Origin of the sequence: Burkholderia glumae LMG 2196 = ATCC 33617 (assembly GCF_000960995.1) — a bacterium.
In the GTDB taxonomy this organism is placed as follows: domain Bacteria; phylum Pseudomonadota; class Gammaproteobacteria; order Burkholderiales; family Burkholderiaceae; genus Burkholderia; species Burkholderia glumae.
Map to the genome: position 1 here is coordinate 3618988 of NZ_CP009435.1, position 23814 is coordinate 3642801.

Annotated in this window: 17 protein-coding genes; 8 read left to right on the plus strand and 9 right to left on the minus strand. The window is 69.0% G+C overall.

The window, feature by feature from the left end; all coding sequences use genetic code 11:
* Nucleotides 1-235: 235 nt before the first annotated feature.
* The 9 genes from KS03_RS28705 to acs all read right to left on the minus strand — a co-directional run bounded on the left by KS03_RS28705 (nucleotide 236) and on the right by acs (nucleotide 16579).
* Nucleotides 236-511 carry a DUF3761 domain-containing protein gene (locus KS03_RS28705; protein ID WP_015876474.1) on the minus strand — a complete coding sequence of 92 codons (276 nt, stop codon included), beginning with the start codon at nucleotides 509-511 and terminating at the stop codon, nucleotides 236-238.
* Between the two features lie 92 nt (nucleotides 512-603).
* On the minus strand, nucleotides 604-867 hold the full coding sequence (locus tag KS03_RS28710; RefSeq protein ID WP_015876475.1) for a PAAR domain-containing protein: 264 nt from the start codon (nucleotides 865-867) through the stop codon (nucleotides 604-606).
* A 67-nt stretch (nucleotides 868-934) separates the two neighbouring features.
* Nucleotides 935-1369 (minus strand): hypothetical protein, encoded by a 435-nt coding sequence (locus KS03_RS28715; protein ID WP_026051730.1) that lies wholly within the window; start codon nucleotides 1367-1369, stop codon nucleotides 935-937.
* A complete protein-coding gene (locus tag KS03_RS31920) occupies nucleotides 1366-6156 on the minus strand; it encodes an RHS repeat-associated core domain-containing protein (RefSeq protein WP_015876477.1) in 4791 nt (1596 codons plus the stop codon). Before KS03_RS31920 ends, KS03_RS28715 begins: the two co-directional genes overlap by 4 nt.
* Before the next feature lie 75 nt (nucleotides 6157-6231).
* Nucleotides 6232-9348, minus strand: coding sequence for a type VI secretion system Vgr family protein (locus KS03_RS31925; RefSeq protein ID WP_015876478.1), 3117 nt, complete (start codon nucleotides 9346-9348; stop codon nucleotides 6232-6234).
* A gap of 297 nt (nucleotides 9349-9645) precedes the next feature.
* Nucleotides 9646-11583: a sensor histidine kinase gene (locus tag KS03_RS28730; RefSeq protein WP_015876479.1), complete on the minus strand. Its 1938-nt coding sequence runs from the start codon at nucleotides 11581-11583 to the stop codon at nucleotides 9646-9648.
* 486 nt (nucleotides 11584-12069) lie between these two features.
* Nucleotides 12070-14082, minus strand: a complete 2013-nt coding sequence (locus KS03_RS28735; RefSeq protein WP_015876480.1) for a VC_2705 family sodium/solute symporter — start codon at nucleotides 14080-14082, stop codon at nucleotides 12070-12072.
* Nucleotides 14079-14513, minus strand: a complete 435-nt coding sequence (locus KS03_RS28740; protein WP_015876481.1) for a DUF4212 domain-containing protein — start codon at nucleotides 14511-14513, stop codon at nucleotides 14079-14081. The genes KS03_RS28735 and KS03_RS28740 overlap by 4 nt, the downstream gene beginning before the upstream one ends.
* An 83-nt stretch (nucleotides 14514-14596) precedes the next feature.
* Complete coding sequence (gene acs / locus KS03_RS28745; RefSeq protein WP_015876482.1) at nucleotides 14597-16579, minus strand: acetate--CoA ligase; 1983 nt, start codon at nucleotides 16577-16579, stop codon at nucleotides 14597-14599.
* A gap of 340 nt (nucleotides 16580-16919) precedes the next feature.
* Here acs and KS03_RS28750 point away from each other — a divergent pair, with 340 nt between their 5' ends.
* The 8 genes from KS03_RS28750 to KS03_RS28785 all read left to right on the plus strand — a co-directional run bounded on the left by KS03_RS28750 (nucleotide 16920) and on the right by KS03_RS28785 (nucleotide 23812).
* The gene (locus KS03_RS28750) at nucleotides 16920-17822 is read left to right on the plus strand and encodes a DMT family transporter (protein WP_015876483.1); all 903 of its coding nucleotides are present in this window, start codon (nucleotides 16920-16922) and stop codon (nucleotides 17820-17822) included.
* Between the two features lie 106 nt (nucleotides 17823-17928).
* The gene (locus KS03_RS28755; protein WP_015876484.1) at nucleotides 17929-18519 is read left to right on the plus strand and encodes a TIGR00645 family protein; all 591 of its coding nucleotides are present in this window, start codon (nucleotides 17929-17931) and stop codon (nucleotides 18517-18519) included.
* A 73-nt stretch (nucleotides 18520-18592) separates the two neighbouring features.
* Entirely contained in the window at nucleotides 18593-20116 is a 1524-nt protein-coding gene (locus KS03_RS28760; protein ID WP_015876485.1) for a fumarate hydratase, read from the plus strand.
* A gap of 197 nt (nucleotides 20117-20313) precedes the next feature.
* On the plus strand, nucleotides 20314-20790 hold the full coding sequence (bfr, locus tag KS03_RS28765) for a bacterioferritin (protein ID WP_015876486.1): 477 nt from the start codon (nucleotides 20314-20316) through the stop codon (nucleotides 20788-20790).
* 47 nt (nucleotides 20791-20837) lie between these two features.
* A complete protein-coding gene (murI, locus tag KS03_RS28770; RefSeq protein ID WP_015876487.1) occupies nucleotides 20838-21698 on the plus strand; it encodes a glutamate racemase in 861 nt (286 codons plus the stop codon).
* Nucleotides 21699-21843: 145 nt separating this feature from the next.
* Nucleotides 21844-22077 (plus strand): (2Fe-2S)-binding protein, encoded by a 234-nt coding sequence (locus KS03_RS28775; protein ID WP_015876488.1) that lies wholly within the window; start codon nucleotides 21844-21846, stop codon nucleotides 22075-22077.
* 218 nt (nucleotides 22078-22295) lie between these two features.
* Nucleotides 22296-23018 (plus strand): energy transducer TonB, encoded by a 723-nt coding sequence (locus tag KS03_RS28780; RefSeq protein ID WP_015876489.1) that lies wholly within the window; start codon nucleotides 22296-22298, stop codon nucleotides 23016-23018.
* Nucleotides 23019-23071: 53 nt separating this feature from the next.
* Complete coding sequence (locus KS03_RS28785; protein ID WP_015876490.1) at nucleotides 23072-23812, plus strand: MotA/TolQ/ExbB proton channel family protein; 741 nt, start codon at nucleotides 23072-23074, stop codon at nucleotides 23810-23812.
* Nucleotides 23813-23814 lie beyond the last annotated feature (2 nt).

Genomic DNA, 23814 nt, shown 5'->3' on the forward strand with positions numbered 1-23814 from the left:
GTGTACTTGAAAAGCCATCGGGCTTGCCCGGCAGCGCACGAGGGTATTTCGCGCATGGCCGGACAGCGGAACGCGGACAGGTGCGCGCGGCCGCCACCCGAGAAAGGCTGGATGACGGGGTGACCTTTTAACGGCACCCTGTCATCGATCTTTATATGAATATTTCAAAAATATTGCAGTTTCCCTGCGAAATGTAAAACCGGCGCCGGCCGCCGGCACGGCGCGGACCTCGCGCTCACTGCCACTCGGCCACACCGCCGTGATGCGAACAGGTACCGGAACGATGGCGGCTGAAGCTGTAGCTGCCGTCACGGCACCTCGCCGATGCGCCCTCGGGCACGCGCCCGTCCTTGGTATGCGCGGGCGCGTGGACCTCGTCGCCATCGCGGTTGCGGTAGTGACCGTGTTCCCGCAGCTGCGCCTCGTCGGGCTGCACGGGCTGCACGGGCTGATAGGCGTCGGCGGCAGCGGCGCACAGCAGGCAGGCCGCAAACGCCGCGGCGAGCCGCATGGCGAACGCCGCGCCGGCCGCGGCCGATCGGTGGACGTGACGCACGGCGGCGCGCGGCGGCTAGACGGGCCTGGGCCGGACCGGCAGCCGGCTCATTCGCTGCCGAAGGTGGTCAGCGTCGATTGCAGCGTCGCGCCGCAGCTCGTCTTGTGGCCGTCGAACGCCACCGCGCGGCCGCCCACGGTGAACTCCGGATTGCCCTCGGCGATCACGCAGGCCTGGTGGCCGGCGATCGGACACACGCAGAGGTCGCCGACGCGCGCGACGGGCTTGCCGTCCACCAGCAGGCTCGAATCGCCGGTCTGCACCACGCCGCCGTGGCTCGTCGGATCGCCGACGCGAATCACGTTCTTCATCTGTGTCTCCCTGGTACGTTGAATCGGCACGAAGCGCGCCCGGGCTCGCGCGGGCCCTTGACAGCGCTCATGCGTATTGGAGGTCGAGCGTCAGGTCGCCCTGGCGCGGGTCGAAACTGAACAGCGCGGTGCCCCAAGCGCACGGTTCCAATCTCGCCTTGGCCGGATGCGGATTGACCACCTGCAGGCCCGAAGCAGCCGCGACGGCCTGCACGATCTTCGACTCGGTGATGCTGGCCTTGAAGAATCGGATCAAATCGAACAGCACCGCGACTCCCTCGATGCGCCCGCTGTTGACGTCGAACACGCATTGGGCGGCGTAACCGCACAGCGAAACGGGTTTCGTCACGCGATAGCGCAAAGCGCCGTTCGGTACGCTTTCCGGGGCGTCACACAAGGCCCGAAGGTCGTGGGCCAGCGCGCCGGACGCGTCGACCGCGATCCGGACCCGCTCGAGGTCCACCGCTCCGGTCGCCCAATCAATATGTAGTGCCAGCGTCATTTCGAATAACCGATGATTTTTCCCGTATCGATCAGGTTGGCCTTGTCCTGATTCTCCAGAAAGTACTGCGTCGCGCCACCGGCACCGAGGTGCGGATTGGCCGCCGCCGTTCCCTTGGCCATGCAGGTGTCCTTCGTCACGACATAAGCATGCAGTTGGGTGCGCATGTCGCGGATGCCCCGCCCGGATGCATTGCCCTTGTGCGCGACCTGCACCGAATCGTTGTACTCGCGTGCCGTTGACGAGGCCAGCACGCCGCTGCTGGTCACGAAGTAGTTGCCGGGTGCGGGGCCGTGCGGATACAGGGTATAGAGCACGGTGCCGCGCTTGACCACCACGTTCTGGTATGAATCGACGCCGCTGTACGGGTCGGTGCCCTGCCAGCTGCGCGCGGTGGCGGTGGGATTGCGCCCCTCGCACGGATTGCACTTCGGGCAGCGGGCCGGCTTGCCGCCCGCGCCGCCGGCCGGCGTCCCGGCGAGGCCGAGCGGGTCGATCCACTGCACCGGATTCGGCACGTAGGCGAACTCGTTCAGGCCGCCGAGCAGCTCGGCCGGGTCTTTCGACACGTAGCGCCCGACGTCGGCCGCGTAGTAGCGGTGACGATTGTAGGCCAGCCCGCTTTCGTCGTCGAAGTGCTGGCCCTGGAAGCGCAGCGGATTGCGCACCCGCTCGCCGGTGGCCTTCGAGACCCGCTCGATCACGTCGCGCGCCTCGCCCCAGGCCTGGTAGCGCGCCTCCCAGACGATCTCGCCGAGCTCGTCGGTGATCATGCGCGGCGTGCCGATCTGGTCGCAGTGATAGAACGCGAGCCGCGCCTCGGCGCCGCGCTCGGGCACCCGCAGCAGCGGGTCGTCCTCGGGCGTGTAGCGTTCGTGCTCGCGCGCCACGGGCGTCGGCATGCCGGTCACGGGCGCGCCGGTGTACTGCGCGAGCGGCACGAAGGTGCCGGCCTCGTACAGATAGTGCCGGCTGTACTCGGGGCCGCTTTCATAGGCGAGCGTGTCGCCGTCCCAGCCGAACACGCTCGCCTGCCCGTCCACCACGCGCGCGATGCGCCGCCCGAACGCGTCGTAGAAGTAGCGCGCCTCGGTGCGCGTCGTGGCGGTCTCGGTCCGCACGCCGACCAGCCGGTTGAAGCCGTCCCACTCGAAGCGCTGCACGCGGCCGGGCGAGCGCTTCTCGGTCACGTTGCCCTGCGCGTCGTATTCGAAATGGGTGCCGGCGTAGTCGCGCAGCAGGTTGCCGAGCACGCGCGGCAGCGGCGCCGCCTGCGTGGTGCCGGGCGGCACGTAGCCGACGGCGCCGGCGATGCTGCCGGCCGCGGGCAGGCCCGGGGCGGCCGCGTCGACGAAGTTGCCGGCCGGATCGAACGCGAAGCGCTCGCCGAGGTTCGGCGTGACCGCCTCGATCAGCCGCCCGACCGGGTCGTAGCGGTAGCCGGTGGAGCCGGCCTGGCTGTCATCCACCTGGGTGAGTTGGCTGGCCGCGTCGTAGCAATAGTGGCGCGCGGCCAGCGCGGCCGGCGCATCCTCGCGGTGCAAGGCCTGCTTGGCGAGCCGCCCCGCCGGATCGCGCGTGGTCTCGCCGACCAGCTTGCCCGGCAGCGCGCGGCGCACCTCGCGATGCAGGTCGTCGCGCTCGAACTGCACGCGCTCTTCGCCGTCGAGCGCCATGCCGTGGACGTAGCCCGAGCCGTAGGTGAGCCAGTCCACGCGGTGGCCGTCGGGGCGCACGGTGCGCACGCGCGCGCCGAGTTCGTCGTAGGCATGATGCCAGACCACGCTGCGCGCCTCGCCGAACAGCATGCTCGCATGATGCTCGCGCACCAGGTTGCCGACCGGATCGTAGAAGTGCTGCACGCGGCTGTGGGCGTTGCGCGCGTCGATCAGGCGGCCGAGCGCGTCGTAGGCGAAGCGCTCTTCGACCTCGCCGCTGACGTGGCGCACCAGGCGCCCGCCGCGGTCGTACTCGACCTGCGTGATGCGCCCGGCGTCGTCGATCGAGGCGAGCTGGCCGCTGTCGGCGTCGTATTCGTAGCGCGTGAGCTTGCCGTCGAAGCCGACCGTCTCGAGCAGGCGGCCGAGCGCGTCGTAGCGGAACTGGAAGCTCGCATGATTCGCGTCGGTCAGGCGCACCAGCCGGCCGATCCGGTCGTAGCCGTAGCTGAGCGTGTGGCCGGCCGCGTCGGTGCGCGCACCGATCCGGCCGGCCGCGTCGTAGGTGAAGCGCGTGACGCGCTGCAGCGCGTCGGTGCTCGCCAGCAGCCGGCCCTCGGCGTCGTACTGGAAGCGCTCGACGCCGGCCGCGCTGCTCGCTTCCTCGAGCGTGCCGTTGGCGGCGTAGCGATAGGCGGTGGTGCCGCCGGCCGCATCGGTGGCCGCGACGAGCCGCCCCCGGGCGTCGTAGGTCCAGGTGCTGGTCTTGCCTGAGCAGTCGGTATACGACGCGAGCTGGCCGGCATCGTCGTAGGCCATCAGCTTGGTGCCGCCCTTCGCGTCGGTCACCTCGACGGGGCGCCCGGCGCCGTCGTAGACGTAGCGGGTCTTGTGGCCGAGCGGATCGATGTCGGCCGACACGTTGCCCTGGTCGTCGTACTCGCGCTGCCAGGCATAGCCTTGCGGATCGACCAGCCGCACCATCTGGTCCTTCTCGTCGTAGTGCATCTCGAGCACGCTGCCGTCCACGCGCTGGTGGCGCACCAGGTTGTCGCGCGCGTCGTAGTGCATCCGCTCCACGCCGCCGTCGGCATAGGTGTGCTGCACGAGGTTGTGGTTCGCGTCGCGATACATCCACTCCTCGCCGCCGTCCGGATGGATGATGCGGAACGTGTAGCCGTGGCGGTCGTAGTAATGGCGCGTGACGCCGCCGTGCGCATCGGTGACGCTGACCATCCGGAAGTTCGGATGCCAGGCGAAGCGCGTGTCGAAGCTGCCGTCGTCGGCGTACTCGCGCACGCACTTCGCCCTGGCGCCGGTGCCGTTCCATTCGAGATGCATGCCGCGCCCGGTGCGGTCCGTGTAATGCGTGAGCAGGTGATGCTGGTAGCGGTATTCGCGGCGGTTGCCGTACTCGTCGAAGGCGGCCACCAGGTCGCCGTCGCGGTCGTAGCTGTAGCGCGCGAGCGTGGCCAGGCGCGCGCCCTCGCGGTCGTGATGCACGGCCTCCACGATGCGGCCCGCGTCGTCGTGCAGGAACACCACGATCGCCTGCGGCGCGATCAGCCGCGCGGGCCGCCCGCGCTGATCGTAGTCGAGCGTGATCTGGTTGCCGGCGCGATCCTTGATGAACGCGAGCCGGAACGCGTCGCCATGCTTCTCGTAGGCTTCCAGCGTGTCGTGCGCGCGCGTGAGCGTGAGCCAGGTCTCATCGAGCCGCAGCAGCGTGAAGCTCTCGCCGCGATCGTCGTGCGCCTCGCCCGGCGCGAGCCGCGGACACTGCACGCTGCGGCCGGTCGCGTCGTGGTAGACGAAGTGCGCGGCATGGATGTCGATGCGCGTGGTGTACGGCGTGATCCAGCGCGCGCCGATCTCGCCGGCCTCGTCGTTGGCGTCGAAGAACGAGCGGTAGGTCCGGCTCCAGACCACCGGCACGGTGCCCGGCAGCGCGAAATCGGCGTGGTCGAGCCGCTCGTCGCCGAGCGCGTAGCCGACCGAGTGGCGGGTGGCCGACTTGGCCGACGACACCGGGCAGCCGAGCTTGCACTGGCTCGGCCCGGGATGCTCGGCGTCCTCGGTATGGCGCAGCGTTTCCTGCCGGCCCTCGCCTTCCTCGTGATGGACCTTGGTGGTGCCACGCTCCTTCACGCCGGTGGCATGGCGGCGCTTGCTCTCGATGATGCCGCGCTTCTTCTCGATGGCGAGCTGGATCAGGTTGATGAGCCAGCCGATGGTGCCGGCGTCGGCGCCGCCGAGCGCGATGATGCGCTGCTTGACGGTCGGGATCATGCCGCGCAGCAGGTTCGCCATCTTCATCAGCGCTTGGCGGTACGGCAGATCGAGCGCCTTGGCGACCCGCGTGCCGCTGTTGATCATGCCCTTCGCCTCGATCTTCACGAAGTCGACGATCAGATGGCCCAGGCCGCTGAAGGTCTTGCGCGCGTCGTGCGCCGAGAAGCCGGCGGCGATCTGGCTCGCGTGCTGGTCGGCGGCGCGGTAGTTGTGCGCGGTGCTCAGCGCCTTCTCGCCCGCCACCTCGGCGAACAGGTCGGCGAAGCCGTTCAGGAACTTCTCGATGTAGTCGGCGCAGGTCTTGAGGATGCTGCCGAGCTGGCTCTTCATGCCGTCCACGAAGCTCTGGATCTTGCCGGCGAACTGCTCGCTGAGGCTGTCGATCACGGCCTGCAGCAGCGCCGTCTGCATCACCTGGATGGTGGCCTCGCCGACCGCCTTGCCGCTCTCGAGCATCTTCTGGCGCACCAGCTTGAGCACCGGCCGCGCGCCCATCCGGAACTCGGAGGTGGCGGGCGGGATCGGGATGATGCCGATCAGGTCGAGGCCGAGGTTGATCCAGTCGAACAGGTCGGGCTCCTGGCCCCGCTGGTGATGTTCGATCAGGTCCTTGATGTCGAGCACCAGATCGACGGCCGACATGATGTTCGCGACCACCGGCAGCGCGTTGGCGACCATCTCGAGCCGCTCGATCGTGATGACGTCGTGGCTGATGCTGCGCAGCCACCGATCGCAGGCCTTGATGCCGGCGGATACGTCGGCGGTTTCGATCTGCAGCAGCGGGCCGACGAAGACGTCGGTGGGTTTGGGCATCAGCACGCCCGCGGAATCAGCCATGATGGTTCCGGTTCGAAAGAAGAGACCGCCCGGAAGCCGCTCCGGCCGGCGTTGACACGAATGCGTGAAAGCGGACTACGCCTTGAGCGAGCCCAGCGCGCCGACGGCGCCGCGCGCGCCCTGCGCGAGGGTACTGATCTGCCTGGCGGCCGCGCCGAGCTGGCTCGCCTGGGAGAGCGCGCTGCCGGCACCGGCCGGCAGCGCCTGCATGGCGGCAGCCTGCGCAAGCCCCAGCGCCTGGCCCGACAGCGCTTGCGCCGCGCCGCCGCCCGACGCCTGCCCGGCCAGCCCCGCCAGCGCCGAGGCCCCCGAGACGGCCGACATCGCACCCGAAGCCAGCGACGGCCCGCCGGCCGCCCCGGCCAGCCCGGCTGCCTGCGCGGCCGCGCCCGCGGCGCCCGGCAGCAGCCCGCCGAGCTGCGACATCGCGGTGGCCGCCGCATCGCCGCCCTGGGCGGGCCTGGCGGGCCATGCGGCGGACTTGAACACGCTCGCCGGGTCGTACTGATTGCGCGGGTCCTCGCCGAACTGCACCTGCGCGGCGCCGGCCGGCACGCCGCTCACCACCGTGCGGCCGCTCGCGTCGAGCGCGCCCTGGCGCAGCACGCCGCCATTGGCGTCGAGCACCGAGAACTTGCCGCCCTTCACGGCCTCGCCGTTGGCGTAACGGTGCAGCAGCTCGAGCTGGCCCGGCTGGTCGGGGCGCGCGGAAGGCAGCGGATAGCCCATGCTGGCCGGCCCCGCGAACACGTGCGAGGCGCCCTTCACGTCGACCTTGCCCGGCGCGTGGATCTCGATGTTGCCGCCGGCGATGCGGATGTAGGCGCCGCCGCTCGTGAGCAGGATGCCCTGGTCGGCCGCGACCTCGATCCGCTCGGTCGAGGAGACGATCTTCACGCCCTTCTGCGCGGTCATCTCGATGTTGTCCGACTGCGCCTGGATCTCGACCTTGCCCTTGGCCGCGAACAGCTTCATGCCGGCGTTCTGCACGAACAGGCTCAGCTTCTGGCCGATGCTCGCCAGCAGCGACTTGCCGGCCGCGATGTGGGTGCTCTCGCCACTGACCAGGTTCACATGCTGCGAGGCCGACGCATGGATCGACTGCTGCGACGACAGCCCGATGCCGGCCGGGCTGCCGAACACCATCACCGGCTGCTGGAACACGTTGGCGCTGCCGGTGCCGCCGCCCGCGGTGTTGCCGCCCGAGGCGGCGGCGCCCGTCACGGTGTGCTGCGTCGCATCGGTCAGCGCGCGCATCGCGTCGTGCGCATCCTGCAGGCTCTCGGCCTGATGCTGCACGCTCGCCTCCGACATCGCCTCGACCACGCTCTCGGCGTTCACGAGCTGCTGCTGGGTTTCCTTCACGTCGAGCGGCTGGCTGCCGGCGGCCTTCGGATAGGTCGTCACGTACAGGCCCTGGCTCGCGCGCACCGCGCCGTAGTCGTCGGTGCGCAGGTCGAAGCCGCTGCCGAGGTAGGCGCCGCGCGCTTTGCCGCTCTGCTCGATCAGATAGCCCAGATGCAGCAGGCTGTTCGCGCTGCTGCTCATCAGCTGCACGCGGTTCTGGCCGGTGGCGTCGTCCATCACCATCTGGTTGTAGCCGCTGCCGCCGTACTCCTTGGAGCGATGGCCGGACAGGATGCCGTTGCTGTGCCACTGCGGCTTGACCGCACCGTTGTAGACGCGATGCAGCACGATCGGCCGGTCGCAGTCGCCGCCGACGTGGCCGACGATCACCTCCTCGCCCACGCGCGGCATGTGAACGCCGCCGTAGCCGCCGCCCGTGTCGGACTGCGCCACGCGCATCCAGCACGAGGCACGCTCGTCGCCGTCGTTCAGGCGGTCCCAGACGAAGCGCACCTTCACGCGGTTCAGCTCGTCGGTGTAGACCTCCTCGCCCGGCGGCCCCACCACGATCGCCGTCTCCAGGTGCATCTCGGGCTTGTCGTGCTCGAACGGGCTGCGGTACGGCACCGTCGTGCGCTGCGCCTCGATCTCGGCGATGAAGAAGCCCTCGCTGCCGTCGGCATGGACCACCGTGCCGGCACCGCCGCGGCTGGCGGCCTTGGCGTCGTCGATGCGCGCCTTCAGGCTGTGCGGGAAGCTGGTCTCATGGTCCGACAGCGGCAGGTTGTTCTCGATGTAGCGCGTGACACGGATCGTGGCGAACTCGCGCTCGCCGGCCACGTCGCGGTCGTGGACCGGGTGGCCGGCGAGCGTGAAGCGCCGCCCCGCGTCGATCCCGTACACGCCGCCCGCGCCATAAAAGCGCTTGGCGCGCGATTCCCATTCCTCGAGCTTCAGCCGCGAGAGATGGTCGCCGCGATCCTGGTCGAGGTAGGTGTAGGCGCCCGTGTAGTGGTAGACCTCGAGCTGCGAAGGCAGCTCGCCCTGGTCGCCGCGTGTGGGCAGCGTCGTGCCCTTCGGGTTGGCGGCCGGCGCGGGCGCCTTGTAGTCGAACGTGCGCGTGGTGTGCGTGACGCTCTGCAGCGTGCGCGAGCCCGACCACTGGGTCAGCGCGTTCGCCTCGCTGGCGGCACCCGCGCGCCAGAACCCGAGCGTGTCCGGCACCAGCTTGTCCAGCGAATGGAGATCGTCGGTGACCACCAGCGTGTGCGATTTGCCGTCGGGCGCGAAGCGCCAGAAGCCGAACAACCCCTCCGATTCGAGCAGCCGATGCACGAACTGCCAGTCCGTCTCGCTCTGGCGGCAGTACGAGCGCGGCGGCAGCGGCTTGGACAGCTGGAACAGGAACCGGCCCTGCGCCTGCGGATGCGCGTTGAACACCGCGGTGACGATCTGGTCGGCCGGCTGGTCCTGCCAGATTCGCATGTCGCTGCGAAAGCGCAGGAAGTGCATCCACGACGCGAACGTCACCTGGTAGGTACTGAGGCTGCCGTCGGCGCCGAGCCGGCGCGCGGTGTGGATGTAGCCGTGGGTCGGCAGGTAGGACTGGTCGGCCTGGCGGACCCACAGCGTGATCGGCTGCGCGATCAGCGTCTTCAGCTCGATGTCGCCCGCGCTCGAGACGAGGTCGAGCGTGACCGAATAATCGCGGCCGAGCTCGGCATGCGCGAGCGCGCGGCGCGGAATCAGCGTGTTGTCGGGTAACGCCGGGATCTCGGCCTTCAGCAATCGGTCTTGCTGAATCAGCCCCCCCTGAATGGCCTGAGTCAATTGATCGAGATTCATACGCGGATCACGTGGTCTTTCACTTCGTATGCGCGACGCTCCGCGCGGCAATCGAAAGGCACCGGCGCCTGGCGGATTATTACAAAACCTGAAATTTACAACAGAATGGCAATGCGCCAACAGCCGATGCAAAATTTAGCGAGTGTGGGTTCGATTGCACACGGGGAACGCCTCGATATTCACGGCGCGACATGAAAAATCGGCAATATTTTCAATATAAATATCAACTCCCGGCACTTAATACCGGCATTTAATATAGGAATCATCGCTTCCTGACATGCCGTGGCGGCAGCCGGGCTAGGCCTCGCGGGCCACCGGCAGCGTGATCGTCACGGTGGTGCCCTGCCAGGCGGCGCTCTGCACGCGGATCTCGCCGCGGTGGCGCATGATCACCGCCTTCACGAAAGCCAGGCCGAGCCCGACGCCGCTGGTCTCCGGCTGGCCTTCGAGCCGGAAGCGCCGGTAACGCTCGAACAGATGGCACTGCGCTTCCTGGTCGATGCCATAACCGTGATCGCGAATCGTGCAGCGCACCGCCGAGCGATTGTCGACGATGTCCACCGCGCACTCGACGCGGGTGTGCGGCATGGTGTATTTCACCGCGTTGCTCAACAGGTTGACCAAGGCCCGCGACAACAGTGCGGGGTCGCCGTGGACGATCGCGTCGTCGCGGCGCGGCACGTCGTCGATCGCCACCTGCCGGTCGTGCGCGACCGGCCAGATCGTGTCGCGGGCCTCGTTGAGCAGGTCGCTGAGATTGACCGGGATCGACTCGAATTCGCTGGCCTCGGCTCGTGACACCTGCACGAAGCCGTCGGCCATCGCCAGCGTGTGGCGCGCGAGCTTCTCGACCTTCTCCAGCCGCTGCCGCGTGTCGTCGCCGGCAGCAGGCCCGGACGCGCCGGCAAGCGTAATCAGCGAGGTCAGCGGCGCGCGCATGTCGTGCGAGAACAGCATCAGCATGTCGCTGCGCTGGCGCTCCAGCACCTCGCGACGCAGCTGGGCCTGGCGCAGCGTCTCGAACGCGCGATACACGCGCACCAGTTCGGGGCCGGCCGCGGCGGGCGGGCGGATCGCCGCGGCACGGTCGCCGTCGCCGAGCGCGGCGATGCGCTTGCCGAGCACGCCGAGCGGCTTGAGCAGCGCGTTCTGCGCGCCCCGCGCGAACACCAGCAGGATCACGAGGCTCAGCAGCGCCATGGCCACCGACACCACCACCCTGGCCCGCGCGAGGTCGCGCGACGCCACCGCCTCGCGGCTCGCGATCGCCATCGCGCGGTCGCGCAGCAGCTCGGAGGCGCGGAAATACAGCACCGCCTGCCGCGAGAAATCGGCCGCGCTCATGGCGTAGACGCCGTCGCGGCCCTGGGCGACGATCGAGCCGGCGAGCGGCATCAGCCCGCCGCCCATCGAACCGCGCAGCTGGCGAAAGTCGCGCGCGAGCAGGGCATCGTCGAGATAGGGCTTGATGGTGCTGGCGATCAGCGTGCGCAGTTCGTCGATCTGGCCGCTCAGGTGCGCGATTTCCATCAGCGGCTGGTCGGCGAGCGGCACTTGCGCGAACAGCGCGGCGACCAGCTTGGAGCCGAGGCGCCCCGAATATTCGCGCAGGTCGCCGGCCTGACGCGCCAGGATCACCGCCCCCGCCACGTCGGGATTGTTGCGTGTCAGCCGAATCAGCAGATCGTCGCTCAACGGCGTCAGCGCGTCGACGACGGCGAACATCTCGGCCTGCACCCGCCGCAGCTGTCCCGCTTCGCGTTGCACCGGCGCGCGCGCGGCCAGCGCGTCGGCCTCGCGGCGCGCCCGCGCCAGTTGCAGACCGACCGCGTCGATCAGCGCCGGCGCGCGTGCCGCCTGCTCGTCGCCGCGCGCGCCCTGCTGCGCGGCGAGCACCCGAAAGCGCAGCAACGCGTGGTCGGAGGCGGCCCGCGCCACCGCCAGTTCGGCGCGCTCGCGCGCGTCGTCGCGCTGCGGGTCGACCAGCAGGTTGTTCATCGGCCCGCGCTCGGCCGACACGATGCTGGCCGCCGCCATCGCGCTGCGCGCCAGCTCGAAGCCCTGCAGATCGCCGCTGCTCTTGCGGAAGCGGTCGACGTTGCCGGCGATGATGGTGGCGCACAGCAGCGCGATGATCGCCGCGACGACCAGGAATCCGATGCGGATCTTCTGGTAGGTGCCGAGCCGCCGTAGCGCCGCCGGCAGCGCCCGTCTCAGCAGCCGCGAGCCGGGCATGACGCCGCCCTCCGCCACCCCGGGCGGCCCGGCGCGCGGGCCGGACCGGTCGCGAAGCGGCACCGGCCGCGGCGGCGGCGCGCCGTGGCACCGGCCCGCCCGCGCCGCGTGCCGGTCCGCCCGCCGGCGCCTGCCGCGATGCCGCCGTCCACGCCGACCCGCGCGATACCGGCAGGCCGCCCGCGGCGCGCGCGGCGGCCCCGCGGCGGGGCTCTCCTGTCGTTGTCGGTCAGGTCATTCATGAAGCGCTCGGCGAATTACGGATCGATCGGCGGCGCAGGCGCCGCAGGCGGCTCGACGCGACCGGGGGCGGGCCGGCCATCACGGCGGCGGCGCCGCAACCCGGCCCCGCGCGTCCGCCATGCATCGGCCGGCGCGCCGCCCCGCTGCGGTCCGGTGCAGCCGCCCCGCCGCAGTGTCGCCCATCCTGCCGTGCCGCAATTCGTTTGGCAATCACGGCCGGCCCGGGGGGCCGGCACGCCGCCGTCACGGATGCCGGATGTAGTCGACCAGCGCGCGGGTGTAGGCATCCGGCCGCCGGTCCAGCAGGCTCACGCCGATCGCGGCCGCGAAGCCGGCCGGCACGCCGAACACGCCGGAGCTGATCGGCTCGATGCCGAACCAGGTCGGGCCGGCGAAACCGGTCAGCTGCGTGAAGAACGGATAGGTCGAGACGATGTAGTAGACGCACACGCCGAGCCCGGCGACCATCCCGGCCACCGCGCCGCGCGTGGTGGTGCGTTTCCAGAACACCGCGAGCACCAGCACCGGGAAGAAGCTCGAGGCGGCCAGCGAGAACGCCGCGCCGACCAGGAACAGGATCTTGCCGGTGTTCAGCGACGCGACGTAGGACGCCAGCAGCGCGACGCCGAGCAGCAGCACCTTCGAGATCGTCACGCGGCGCTGGGCGGTCGCGTCGGGCGCCACCATGTGGTAGTAGACGTCGTGCGAGAGCGCGTTGGCGATCGTCAGCAGCAGCCCGTCGGCCGTCGACAGCGCGGCCGCCAGCGCCCCCGCCGCGACCAGCCCCGACATGACATAAGGCAGCCCGGCGATCTCGGGCGCGGCCAGCACCACGATGTCGGGCTGCATCTGGATGTCGGACCAGTGCACCACCCCGTCGCGGATCACGTCCACCACGCCGATCAGGCCCGGCTCGGAATGCTGCCACTGCGTGACCCACGGCGGCAGCGCCGCGAACGGCCGGCCCACCAGATGCGCGAGGATCTCGAACTTGATCAGCACCGCGAGCACCGGCACCGTCAGGTAGAACAGCGCGATGAAGAACAGCGTCCAGCCGACCGAGCGCCGCGCGGAGGCGACCGAGGTGGTGGTGTTGTAGCGCGTGAGGATGTGCGGCAGGCTCGCCGTGCCGAGCGACAGGCACAGCAGCAGCGCGAGGAAATTGCGTTCGCGCGGGCGCTGCTCGTCGTCGCTCGCCGCGGGAAACGGCAGCTGCATCGGCAGCGGTTCGGCCGCGCGCGCGAGCAGTTCGGCGCGCGCCTGCTCCCATACCACCCGCGCCGCGGCCGGGTCGCGCGGAAACGCGGCCAGCTCGCGCTCGCGCTGGCTGATCTCGCGCAGCGGACCGTTGCGGCGGCGCAGCGCGCTCAGCTCGTCGGCGAGACGCGTGCGCGCCTCGCCATACGAGGCCGGCAGCCGGTCGATCCGCGCCTGCAGCGCCGCCGCGCGCTGCCGGAACGCCTCGCGCACGGCGCGCTCGGCGGGCGAGGCGCGCACCCGCGCCTCGAGCCCTTCGACGCGCGCCATCAGATGGCCGTAGCTGGCCTGCGGCAGCGGCCCGAGTCCGTTCTGCCACCCGATCAGCGACACCGGGATCAGGAACGCGCTGATCAGGATCACGTACTGCGCGACCTGGGTCCAGGTCACCGCGCGCATCCCGCCGAGGAACGAGCAGACCAGGATCCCCGCGAGCCCGCAGAAGATCCCGATCGCGAAATCGACGCCGATGAAGCGTGTCGCGATCAGCCCGATGCCCTGGATCTGCGCGACCAGATACACGAACGAGCAGAGGATCGCGGCGCCCGCCGCGATCGCGCGCACCAGCGTGCTCGAATAGCGCGTGCCGAGGAAGTCGGGGATCGTGTATCGCGCGAGCTTGCGCACGTAGGGAGCGAGCAGGAACGCGACGAGGCAGAAGCCGCCGGTCCAGCCCATCAGGTAGGCCAGCGCCTCGTAGCCGGTGGCATAGAGCGAGCCGGCCAGCCCGATGAACGAGGCGGCCGAGAGCCAGTCGGCGGCGGTCGCCATGCCGTTGAACGCCGACGGCACGCGCCGCCCGGCCACGTAGTACTCGACCAGGTCCGAGGTGCGCGAGAGCAGGCCGATCACCGCGTAGACGGCGATCGGCACGAACAGGAACACATAGCCGATCCAGACGCCGGGGCCGGTCATGCGCTCGATGCGCCAGAGCAGCAGCACGAAGGCGAGAAAGCCGATCGTGTAGCAGGCGTAGGCGCGGATCAGCCGGCGCGTCATCGCCCGCCGCCCGTCGGGCCGCCCGCGGGCGCGCCGCCGCGGGCGGCGCCAGGCGAAGCCTGCGCGGCGTAGGCGGCATAGGCGGCGTAGGCGCGGCGCAGCGTGCGGTCGGCCCGCTGCATCCCCGCCACGTAGACGCCGATCAGCAGCAGATAGACGAGGATCGCGCCCTGCGCGCCGAGGTAGAACGGCAGGCTGAAGCCGGCGAAGCGCAGCGCGGCGAGCGCCGGCGCGAAGAACGGCACGAGGAACGACACCGCGAAGCCGATCGCCATCAGCACCGCGATCAACGCGAGATTGAAGCGCCAGTAGCGCGCATGGGCGCGCGCCAGCTCGTCGGGCACGGGCGGCGGCGCGGCGCGATGCGAGGCAGTCGAGGGCGGCGGCGGGGCGGAGCTCGGCGCCGGCTGGGAGCGTGTGGGGGCGGGCATTCGCTTATCTAACAAAAATGCCCCCGCGCGGGCAATCGGGATTGCCGCGCAGGGGCGCTTGCCGGGCGGGCCGCGCCGCCCGCTCAGCGCGCTTCGGCGAGCTGCTCGAGGATCGCGGGATTCTCCAGCGTCGAGGTATCCTGCGTGACCGCCTCGCCCTTGGCCAACGAGCGCAGCAGGCGCCGCATGATCTTGCCGGAGCGCGTCTTGGGCAGGTTGTCGCCGAAGCGGATGTCCTTCGGCTTGGCGATCGGGCCGATCTCCTTGCCCACCCAGTCGCGCAGCATCTTCGCGATCTGCTGCGCCTCCTCGCCTTCCGGGCGGGTGCGCTTGAGCACCACGAACGCCACCACCGCCTCGCCCGTCATGTCGTCGGGGCGGCCCACCACGGCCGCCTCGGCCACCAGCTCGTGCGAGACCAGCGCCGACTCGATCTCCATCGTGCCGAGCCGGTGCCCCGACACGTTCAGCACGTCGTCGATGCGGCCCATGATGGTGAAGTAGCCGGTGTCCTTGTCACGCACCGTGCCGTCGCCGGCCAGGTAGAGCCGCCCGCCCAGCTCGTCGGGGAAGTAGCTCTTGCGGAACCGGTCGGGATCGCCCCAGATGGTGCGGGCCATCGCCGGCCACGGCCGCTTGATCACGAGGATGCCGCCCTGCCCGTTCGGCACGTCCTGGCCGGTCTCGTCGACCACCGCCGCCATGATGCCCGGCAGCCCGAGCGTGCAGGAGCCGGGCACGGTCGGCGTGGCGCCCGGCAGCGGCGTGATCATGTGGCCGCCCGTCTCGGTCTGGAACCAGGTATCGACGATCGGGCAGCGTTCGCCGCCGACGTTCTTGTGGTACCACATCCACGATTCCGGATTGATCGGCTCGCCGACCGTGCCGATGATGCGCAGGCTCGACAGGTCGTAGCGCGACGGATGGGCCGCCTCGTCGGCGCCCGATGCCTTGATCAGCGAGCGGATCGCGGTGGGCGCCGTGTAGAACACGGTGACCTTGTGGTCGGCCACCATCTTCCAGAAGCGGCCCGCGTTCGGATAGGTCGGCACGCCCTCGAACACCACCTGCGTCGAGCAGGTCGCGAGCGGCCCGTAGGTGATGTAGGTGTGGCCCGTGATCCAGCCGATGTCGGCGGTACACCAGAACACGTCGTCGGGCTTGCGGTCGAAGGTCCAGTCCATCGTCAGCGCGGCCCACAGCAGGTAACCGCCGGTGCTGTGCTGCAATCCCTTCGGCTTGCCGGTCGAACCCGAGGTGTAGAGGATGAAGAGCGGATGCTCGGCGCCGACCCATTCGGGCTCGCAGGTATCGGGCTGGTTCGCCGTGATCTCGTCGAGCCACAGGTCGCGGCCCTCGTGCCAGGCGACCTCGCCGCCGGTGCGGCGGTAGACGATCACGCTCTTCACGGCCTCGCAGCCGCCCATCGCGATCGCGTCGTCGGCGATGCTCTTGATCGGCAGGGTCTTGCCGCCGCGCACCTGCTCGTCGGCCGTGATCAGCGCGCAGGCGCCCACGTCCACCAGCCGCTCGTTGAGCGACTTCGCCGAGAAGCCGCCGAACACCACCGAGTGCGTCGCGCCGATCCGCGCGCAGGCCTGCATCGCGACGATGCCCTCGATCGACATCGGGATGTAGATGATGACGCGGTCGCCACGGCCGATGCCGCGCGCCTTCAGCGCGTTGGCGAGGCGGCACACGCGCGCCAGCAGTTCGGCATAGGTGACGCGCGTGACGGTGCCGTCGTCGGCCTCGAAGATCACGGCGACACGCTCGCCGCGGCCGGCGGCCACGTGGCGGTCGAGGCAGTTGTAGGAGGCGTTCAGCTCGCCGTCCTCGAACCACTTGTAGAACGGCGCGTTCGACTCGTCGAGCACGCTCGAGAACGGCTTGTGCCAATCGAGCGACTCGCGCGCGAGACGCGCCCAGAAGCCTTCGTAATCGCGGCCGGCCTCGTCCACCAGCGCGCGGTACGCGTCCATGCCGGAAATATTGGCCGCCTGTTCGACGCTGGCGGGCGGAGCAAACTGACGGCGTTCGTGCAGAACCGATTCAATCGCAGACATCGACTACCCCTTGATGAAGGTGAAACCCACTGCATGACGGCGCGCGCACCGCGCACCGCACACGGCGCGACGAAGCTCGCGCGCCGTGCCTCCTGAAACCGCCGCGCCCGGCATCGCGGCGGGCGGCACTGCTTGCATTGCTGTCTCCTGCTATTGGCATACCGCGCGGCGCACGCTGCGCCTTGCAGGCGAGGTCCGTCATGCTGCGATGCCGCATGAAGCGGCACCAGCGGGCGTGTTCGACACGATAAGCCGCGCAACTTACCCGTCACTTACGCACCCCGGCCGGCGCCGCGCGGGTCGCTACAATGCTAACTGAACTCAACGCCCGGATTCCAGCTTGAATCGCTACGCTCTCTGTCTGATTCTGTCGATGCTGCTGGTCGGCAGCAACGTCGGTGTCGGCAAGTCCATCGTCGTGGCGATGCCCGTCGCGATCCTCGCCACGCTGCGCTTCGTGATCGCCAACGCGGTGCTCTGGCCGCTCTGGCAGCCGTCGAAGATGCGCGCGGTGAGCCGCGCCGAATGGCTGAACCTGTTCCTGCAGGCGCTGTTCGGCACCTTCCTGTTCACGCTGCTGATGCTCAACGGCGTGCAGCGTACCAGCGCGGTGGCGGCCGGCGTGATCACCAGCACCATCCCCGCCGTGGTCGCGCTGTTCTCCTGGCTGTTCCTGGGTGAGCGCCCCGACGGCCGGGCACTGCTCTCGATCGCGCTCGCCATCGTCGGCGTGCTCGCCCTCAACGTGGTCCAGAGCCAGGGCCAGCCGGGCGGCGCGGCGCCGGGCGGCTCGCTCGCGGGCAACCTGCTGATCCTCGGCGCGGTATGCTGCGAATCGTTCTACGTGATCCTGTCGCGCCGGCTCACCAGGACGCTGCGCGCGCTCGACATCTGCGCCTACACGCACCTGTTCGGCATGCTGCTGATGCTGCCGCTCGGGCTGCTGGCGCTGCCGCACTTCGACTACGCGGCGGTGCCGGCCGGCATCTGGGCGCTGGTCGTCTGGTATGCGCTCGCCGCCAGCATCTTCTCGTTTACGCTATGGATGATCGGCATCCGGCACATGCCGGGCAGCCTGGCCGGCGTGTTCAGCGCGGTGCTGCCGATCTCGGCCGCCGTCTACGGGATCGCGTTCCTCGGCGAGCGCCCGACGCTCGCGCACGGCTTCGCGCTGGCCTGCGTCGTCACCGGCATCCTGCTCGCCAGCCTGAAGCCGCGCCGCACGCCGAACTCGCTGTCCTGACCGCGCGGCCGGCCCGGCGCGCCGACGCCGTCCGCCCGGCGGGCACGTTACAATAGCGCCCTTCCGGCACGTCCCCCAAGACACACGCGCTCCAAGCCGCCCGACCATGTCCGCTCCGCAGACCGACCCGCATGCCTCGCCCGTCCGCCGCCGCCGCAAGATGAGACCGCTTCCATCCCTCATTTTCATGAGCCGCTGGCTGCAGGTGCCGCTCTACCTGGGCCTGATCATCGCGCAGGGCATCTACGTCTACCTGTTCCTGAAGGAAGTCTGGCACCTGCTCTCGCACGCGAGCTCGCTCGACGAAACCAACGTGATGCTGGCCGTGCTCGGGCTGATCGACGTGGTGATGATCTCGAACCTGCTGATCATGGTGATCGTGGGCGGCTACGAAACCTTCGTCTCGCGCCTTGGCGTGGAAGGCCACCCCGACGAGCCCGAGTGGCTCGACCACGTGAACGCCGGCGTGCTGAAGGTGAAGCTGTCGATGGCGCTGATCAGCATTTCGTCGATTCATCTGCTGAAAACCTTCATCGATCCGGACCAGCATTCGCAGCACGCCATCATGTGGCAGGTGCTGATCCACCTGTCGTTCCTGGTATCGGCGCTCGTGATGGCGTGGGTCGACCGCCTCACGACGCATACCCATCCGAAGCATTTCGACGAGGTGCCGCGCGCGTCTCGCGAGCCGGCCTGAAAAAGCCGGCAAGGGCCGGCACCGGACCGGCCCGACGATTTTTCACACGAACCGTCCCCACTGAGTCACAGCCATGACCGTCATCAAACAGGAAGACCTGATCCAGAGCGTTGCGGATTCGCTCCAGTACATCAGCTACTACCATCCGCTCGACTACATCGAGGCGCTCGGCCGTGCCTACGAGGCCGAACAGAGCCCGGCCGCGAAGGACGCGATCGCGCAGATCCTGACCAACAGCCGGATGTGCGCCGAAGGCCGCCGGCCGATCTGCCAGGACACCGGGATCGTGACGATCTTCGTGAAGGTCGGCATGAACGTGCGCTGGGACGGCGCGACGATGAGCGTGACCGACATGATCAACGAGGGCGTGCGCCGCGGCTATACGCATCCCGACAACGTGCTGCGCGCCTCGATCGTCAACCCGCCCGAAGGCGCCCGCAAGAACACCAGGGACAACACGCCGGCCGTGATCCATTACGAGATCGTGCCGGGCGACAAGGTGGACGTGCAGGTCGCGGCCAAGGGCGGCGGCTCCGAGAACAAGTCGAAGTTCGTGATGCTGAACCCCTCGGACTCGATCGTCGACTGGGTGCTCAAGACCGTGCCGACGATGGGCGCGGGCTGGTGCCCGCCCGGCATGCTCGGGATCGGCATCGGCGGCACCGCCGAGAAGGCGATGCTGATGGCCAAGGAATCGCTGATGGACGCGATCGACATCCAGGACGTCATCAAGCGGGGGCCGAAGGACTGGGCCGAGGAACTGCGCGTCGAGCTGTACGAGAAGGTCAACGCGCTCGGCATCGGCGCGCAGGGCCTGGGCGGCCTGGCCACCGTGCTCGACGTCAAGATCATGGCCGCGCCGACCCACGCGGCCTCGAAGCCCGTGGCGATGATCCCGAACTGCGCGGCCACCCGCCATGCGCACTTCACGCTCGACGGCTCGGGCGTCGCGCGCCTCGACCCGCCGCCGCTCGACGCCTGGCCGAAGGTGCAGTGGGAACCGAACACCGAGACCAGCAAGCGCGTCGACCTCAACACGCTGACGCCGCAGGAAGTCGCGAGCTGGGCGCCGGGCCAGACGCTGCTGCTATCGGGCAAGATGCTCACCGGCCGCGACGCCGCGCATAAGCGCATCGCCGACATGCTCGCCAAGGGCGAGACGCTGCCGGTCGACTTCACGAACCGCGTGATCTACTACGTCGGCCCGGTCGATCCGGTGCGCGACGAGGCGGTCGGCCCCGCCGGCCCGACCACGGCCACCCGCATGGACAAGTTCACCGAAACCATGCTCGCGCAGACCGGCCTGATCTCGATGGTCGGCAAGGCCGAGCGCGGCCCGGTGGCGATCGAGGCGATCAAGAAGCACAAGGCGGCCTATCTGATGGCCGTGGGCGGCGCCGCCTACCTGGTGTCGAAGGCGATCCGCAGCGCCAAGGTGCTGGCCTTCGAGGATCTCGGCATGGAAGCGATCTACGAGTTCGACGTGGTGGACATGCCGGTGACGGTCGCGGTGGATTCGTCGGGTACCTCGGTGCATCAGACCGGGCCGAAGGAGTGGCAAGCGAAGATCGGCAAGATTCCGGTCGCCACCGCCTGAGCGCAGCACGATCGGCATTGGCATTGCCGATTGAACGAGAATGATTTTCAGGCCGGATTTCAATCCGGCCTGCTTTACTATTAATCATTCTCATTAACGCGAAAATCTTCGGCCTTCCAATAATTTGGGCTTGGCTTTTGCGGTTCGAGCGTTTATCTTCCGTGTCCGGAACACCACGATACAAGGACGGAACGGCCATGCAAGGCGACAAGAAGGTTATCGAATTCCTCAACGCGCAGTTGAAGAATGAACTCACCGCGATTAATCAGTATTTCCTGCATGCTCGCATGTATCGCCACTGGGGCCTGGAGAAACTCGGCAAGCACGAGTACGACGAGTCGATCGGCGAAATGAAGCATGCGGACTGGCTGATCGAGCGCGTCTTCATGCTCGACGGCCTGCCCAACCTGCAGGACCTGCACAAGCTGCTGGTCGGCGAGGAAACCGAGGAAATCCTGAAGTGCGACCTGAAGCTCGAGACCATCTCGCAGAGCACCTGCAAGGACGCCATCGCCTACTGCGAATCGGTGCGTGACTATGTTTCGCGCGAGATCTTCGAGAAAATCCTCGACGACACCGAGGAGCACATCGACTGGCTCGAAACGCAGATCGACCTGATCGGCAAGGTCGGCATCCAGAACTACCAGCAGTCCATGATGGGCTCGCCGTCGTAAGCGTGGCGTCGTAAGATGGCGGACCGCCATCCGCCGCTTGCCCCGCCATGTCCAGCCCGCCCGCCTTCGCGCCAGCCTGCGCCGCCGCACCGGTCGGCATCTTCGATTCCGGGCTGGGCGGCCTGTCGGTCCTGCGCGCCGCGCGCGCGCACCTGCCCGACGAGGCCTTCGTCTATGTCGCCGATTCGCGCTACGCCCCCTATGGCGAGCGCGACGATGCCTTCATCATCGAGCGCACGCTCGCGATCGGCGAATGGCTTGCCGCCCGCGGCGCAAAGGCGCTCGTGGTCGCCTGCAACACCGCCACCGCGCAATCGATCGCCGTGGTGCGCGAGACGCTGGCGATTCCGCTGATCGGCGTCGAGCCCGGCATCAAGCCCGCCGCGCTTGCGTCGACGAGCCGCGTGGCCGGCGTGCTGGCCACCGCGGCGACACTGCGCAGCGCCCGCTTCGAGGCGCTGATCGCGCGCCACGCCGGCGACTGCCGGTTCCTGCTCCAGCCGGGGCACGGCCTCGTGCAGGCCATCGAGCGCGGCGACACCGGCTCCGCCGGGCTGCGCACGCTGCTGGCCGGCTATCTGGAGCCGATGCTCGCCGCCGGTGCCGACACGCTGGTGCTCGGCTGCACCCACTACCCGTTTCTCGACGCCACGATCCGCGAGCTGACGCAAAATCGTCTGACCCTCGTTGATACCGGCGAGGCGATCGCGCGCCAACTGGCGCGCGTGCTCGACGAACACGGCCTGCGCTCGCCGGCCGGTGCCGAACCGCCGCCGACCCGCCTCTATTCCACCGACGACGGCACCCGCCTGCAGGCACTGGCCGCCACGCTGCTCGGCCTCGACGCCAGCGCCGAAACGATATCGATTCCGTCGCCGCGCGCGGCGGCCGCCGCGCTGAGTGCCTGAGGCGCGGCGCGCCACGGCTCGACATCCGTTTCGGCGCTCCCCTGCTAAGCATCTGGATTGGTTACAAAAAACCGCGCGATGGACTTGCCAAGCCACCCGAATATAATGATAATAATTCGCATTAACGTTAGCTATCGCGCTCATCATGATCGTCTGCGTGTGCAAGTCCGTCTCCGACCGAAAGATCCGCGCCTCGCTCGCGGAAGGCGTCGCGTCCTTCGACGAATTGCAGTTCGAACTCGGTGTCTCCACCTGCTGTGGCAAGTGCGAGGCGTCGGTGCGCGAACTGATGGCCGAGCACGGCGTTTGCGAGAGCCAGTGCGGCGTCTCGCACCCGCAAGCCGTGCCGGTCACGTTCTTCGAGCGCAAGGCGGCCTGATCGGCGGCATCGCTGCCGCACGCAGCCGACTGTCGCGTTTTCGTTTGACCATTCCGTCAGCGAGCCTGCAATCGCTAGCCAACGGCCAACCGCCCGGAGCTGTGATGGAATTGCTGATCGGTTTCGTAACCACCCTGTGCATTTCGCTGCTGATTTTCCGCAAGTGATGCATGACCACGCGGCCGGCGCCCGGTGCGCCGCCTCCTAGACTCGCCGACATGCAGGCTTCGACTCCCGTCCCGACCGGCTCCATGCCGGTCGCCCGTCGTTTCAATCGTCGCATCGCTGTCGCGACCGTCATCGTCCTGCTCGCCCATGCCGCGCTGATCGCCTGCGCGCTATTGATGCCCAGCGACAAATTGCCTCGCCCCAAGCTCGAATCGACGATGACGGTGCGCTTGCTGTCGGCCCCCGTCGCCCAGCCCGTCTCGCTAGAGTCGAAGCCGGCCCCGCCGCCGCCCAGGCCGATGCCGAAGCCGAAGGTGGTGCCGAAGCCGGTCGTCAAGCCGACGCCGGCCCCGCTGACGGTATCGCGCGAGCCCTCGAGCAAGGTCGTGCCGGTGCCCGAGCCGACGCCGCTCGCGCCGCCGGCCCCGGCCGCGCCGCCCGCGCCCCCCGCTCCGCCGCCGCCAGCGCGTCCGACGATGGAAATCGCAGCGCCGAAGGAAGGCCCGAAGCTGGTCTGCCAGGTGCGCGAGCCCGAGTATCCGACGCTGTCCAAGCGGCGCGGCGAGACGGGTACGGCCGTGGTGCGCTTCGTGGTGGGCCTGAGCGGCCAGATCGAAAGCGTGAAGGTGGTGCAGAGCAGCGGCTTCCAGCGCCTGGACGAGGCCGCGGCCGACGCGATCCGGGCCACGCCGTGCAAGCCGTATATGGAAAACGGCCAGCCGATGCGCGCCGCCTACACACAGCCGTTCAAGTTCGATCTGAGCGACGACTGAGCGAGCCGATCGATAACTGATTCAGCCTCACCGGATTCGACAAAGGAAAGGAAATGCAAAGCTACGGTATCGCGCACGTTTGGGCGCAAGGTGATTTCGTGACGCGCGCCATCGCGATCGTGCTGCTCGTGATGTCGGTGCTGTCCTGGCTCGTCATCGTCGTCAAGGGCTGGAACGCGATTCGTCTCGGCCGGCTGATGAAAAACGCCGATCAGGCATTCTGGCATTCCGACGAGTTCGACAAGGGCGTGCAGAAGCTGCGCGACGCCGCACCGAACGTGCAGGACAACCCGCTGCTCGCGCTCGCGCTGGCCGGCCAGGAAGCAGCCGAGCACCACCAGCAGACCCAGCCGCACTTGCATGACCGCATGGACGTGTCGGAGTGGATCACGCGCTGCCTGAAGGACACCATGGACGGCAGCGTCGCGCGCATGCAAAGCGGCCTCGCGGTGCTGGCCTCGATCGGCAGCACCGCGCCGTTCGTCGGCCTGTTCGGCACGGTGTGGGGCATCTATCACGCGCTGCTGACGATCGGCGCGACGGGCCAGACCTCGATCGATCAGGTCGCCGGCCCGGTCGGCGAGTCGCTGATCATGACCGCGTTCGGTCTGTTCGTCGCGATTCCGGCCGTGCTCGGCTACAACGCCCTGACGCGCACCAACAAGGGCTTCGTCACGAAGCTGCGCCGCTTCGCGCACGGCCTGCACGCCTATTTCGTGACGGGCACGCGCCTGGCCTCGACCAAACGGCGCGATTCCATCCGCCTCGCGTCCACGCGCGCGCGCGCCCACTGAGC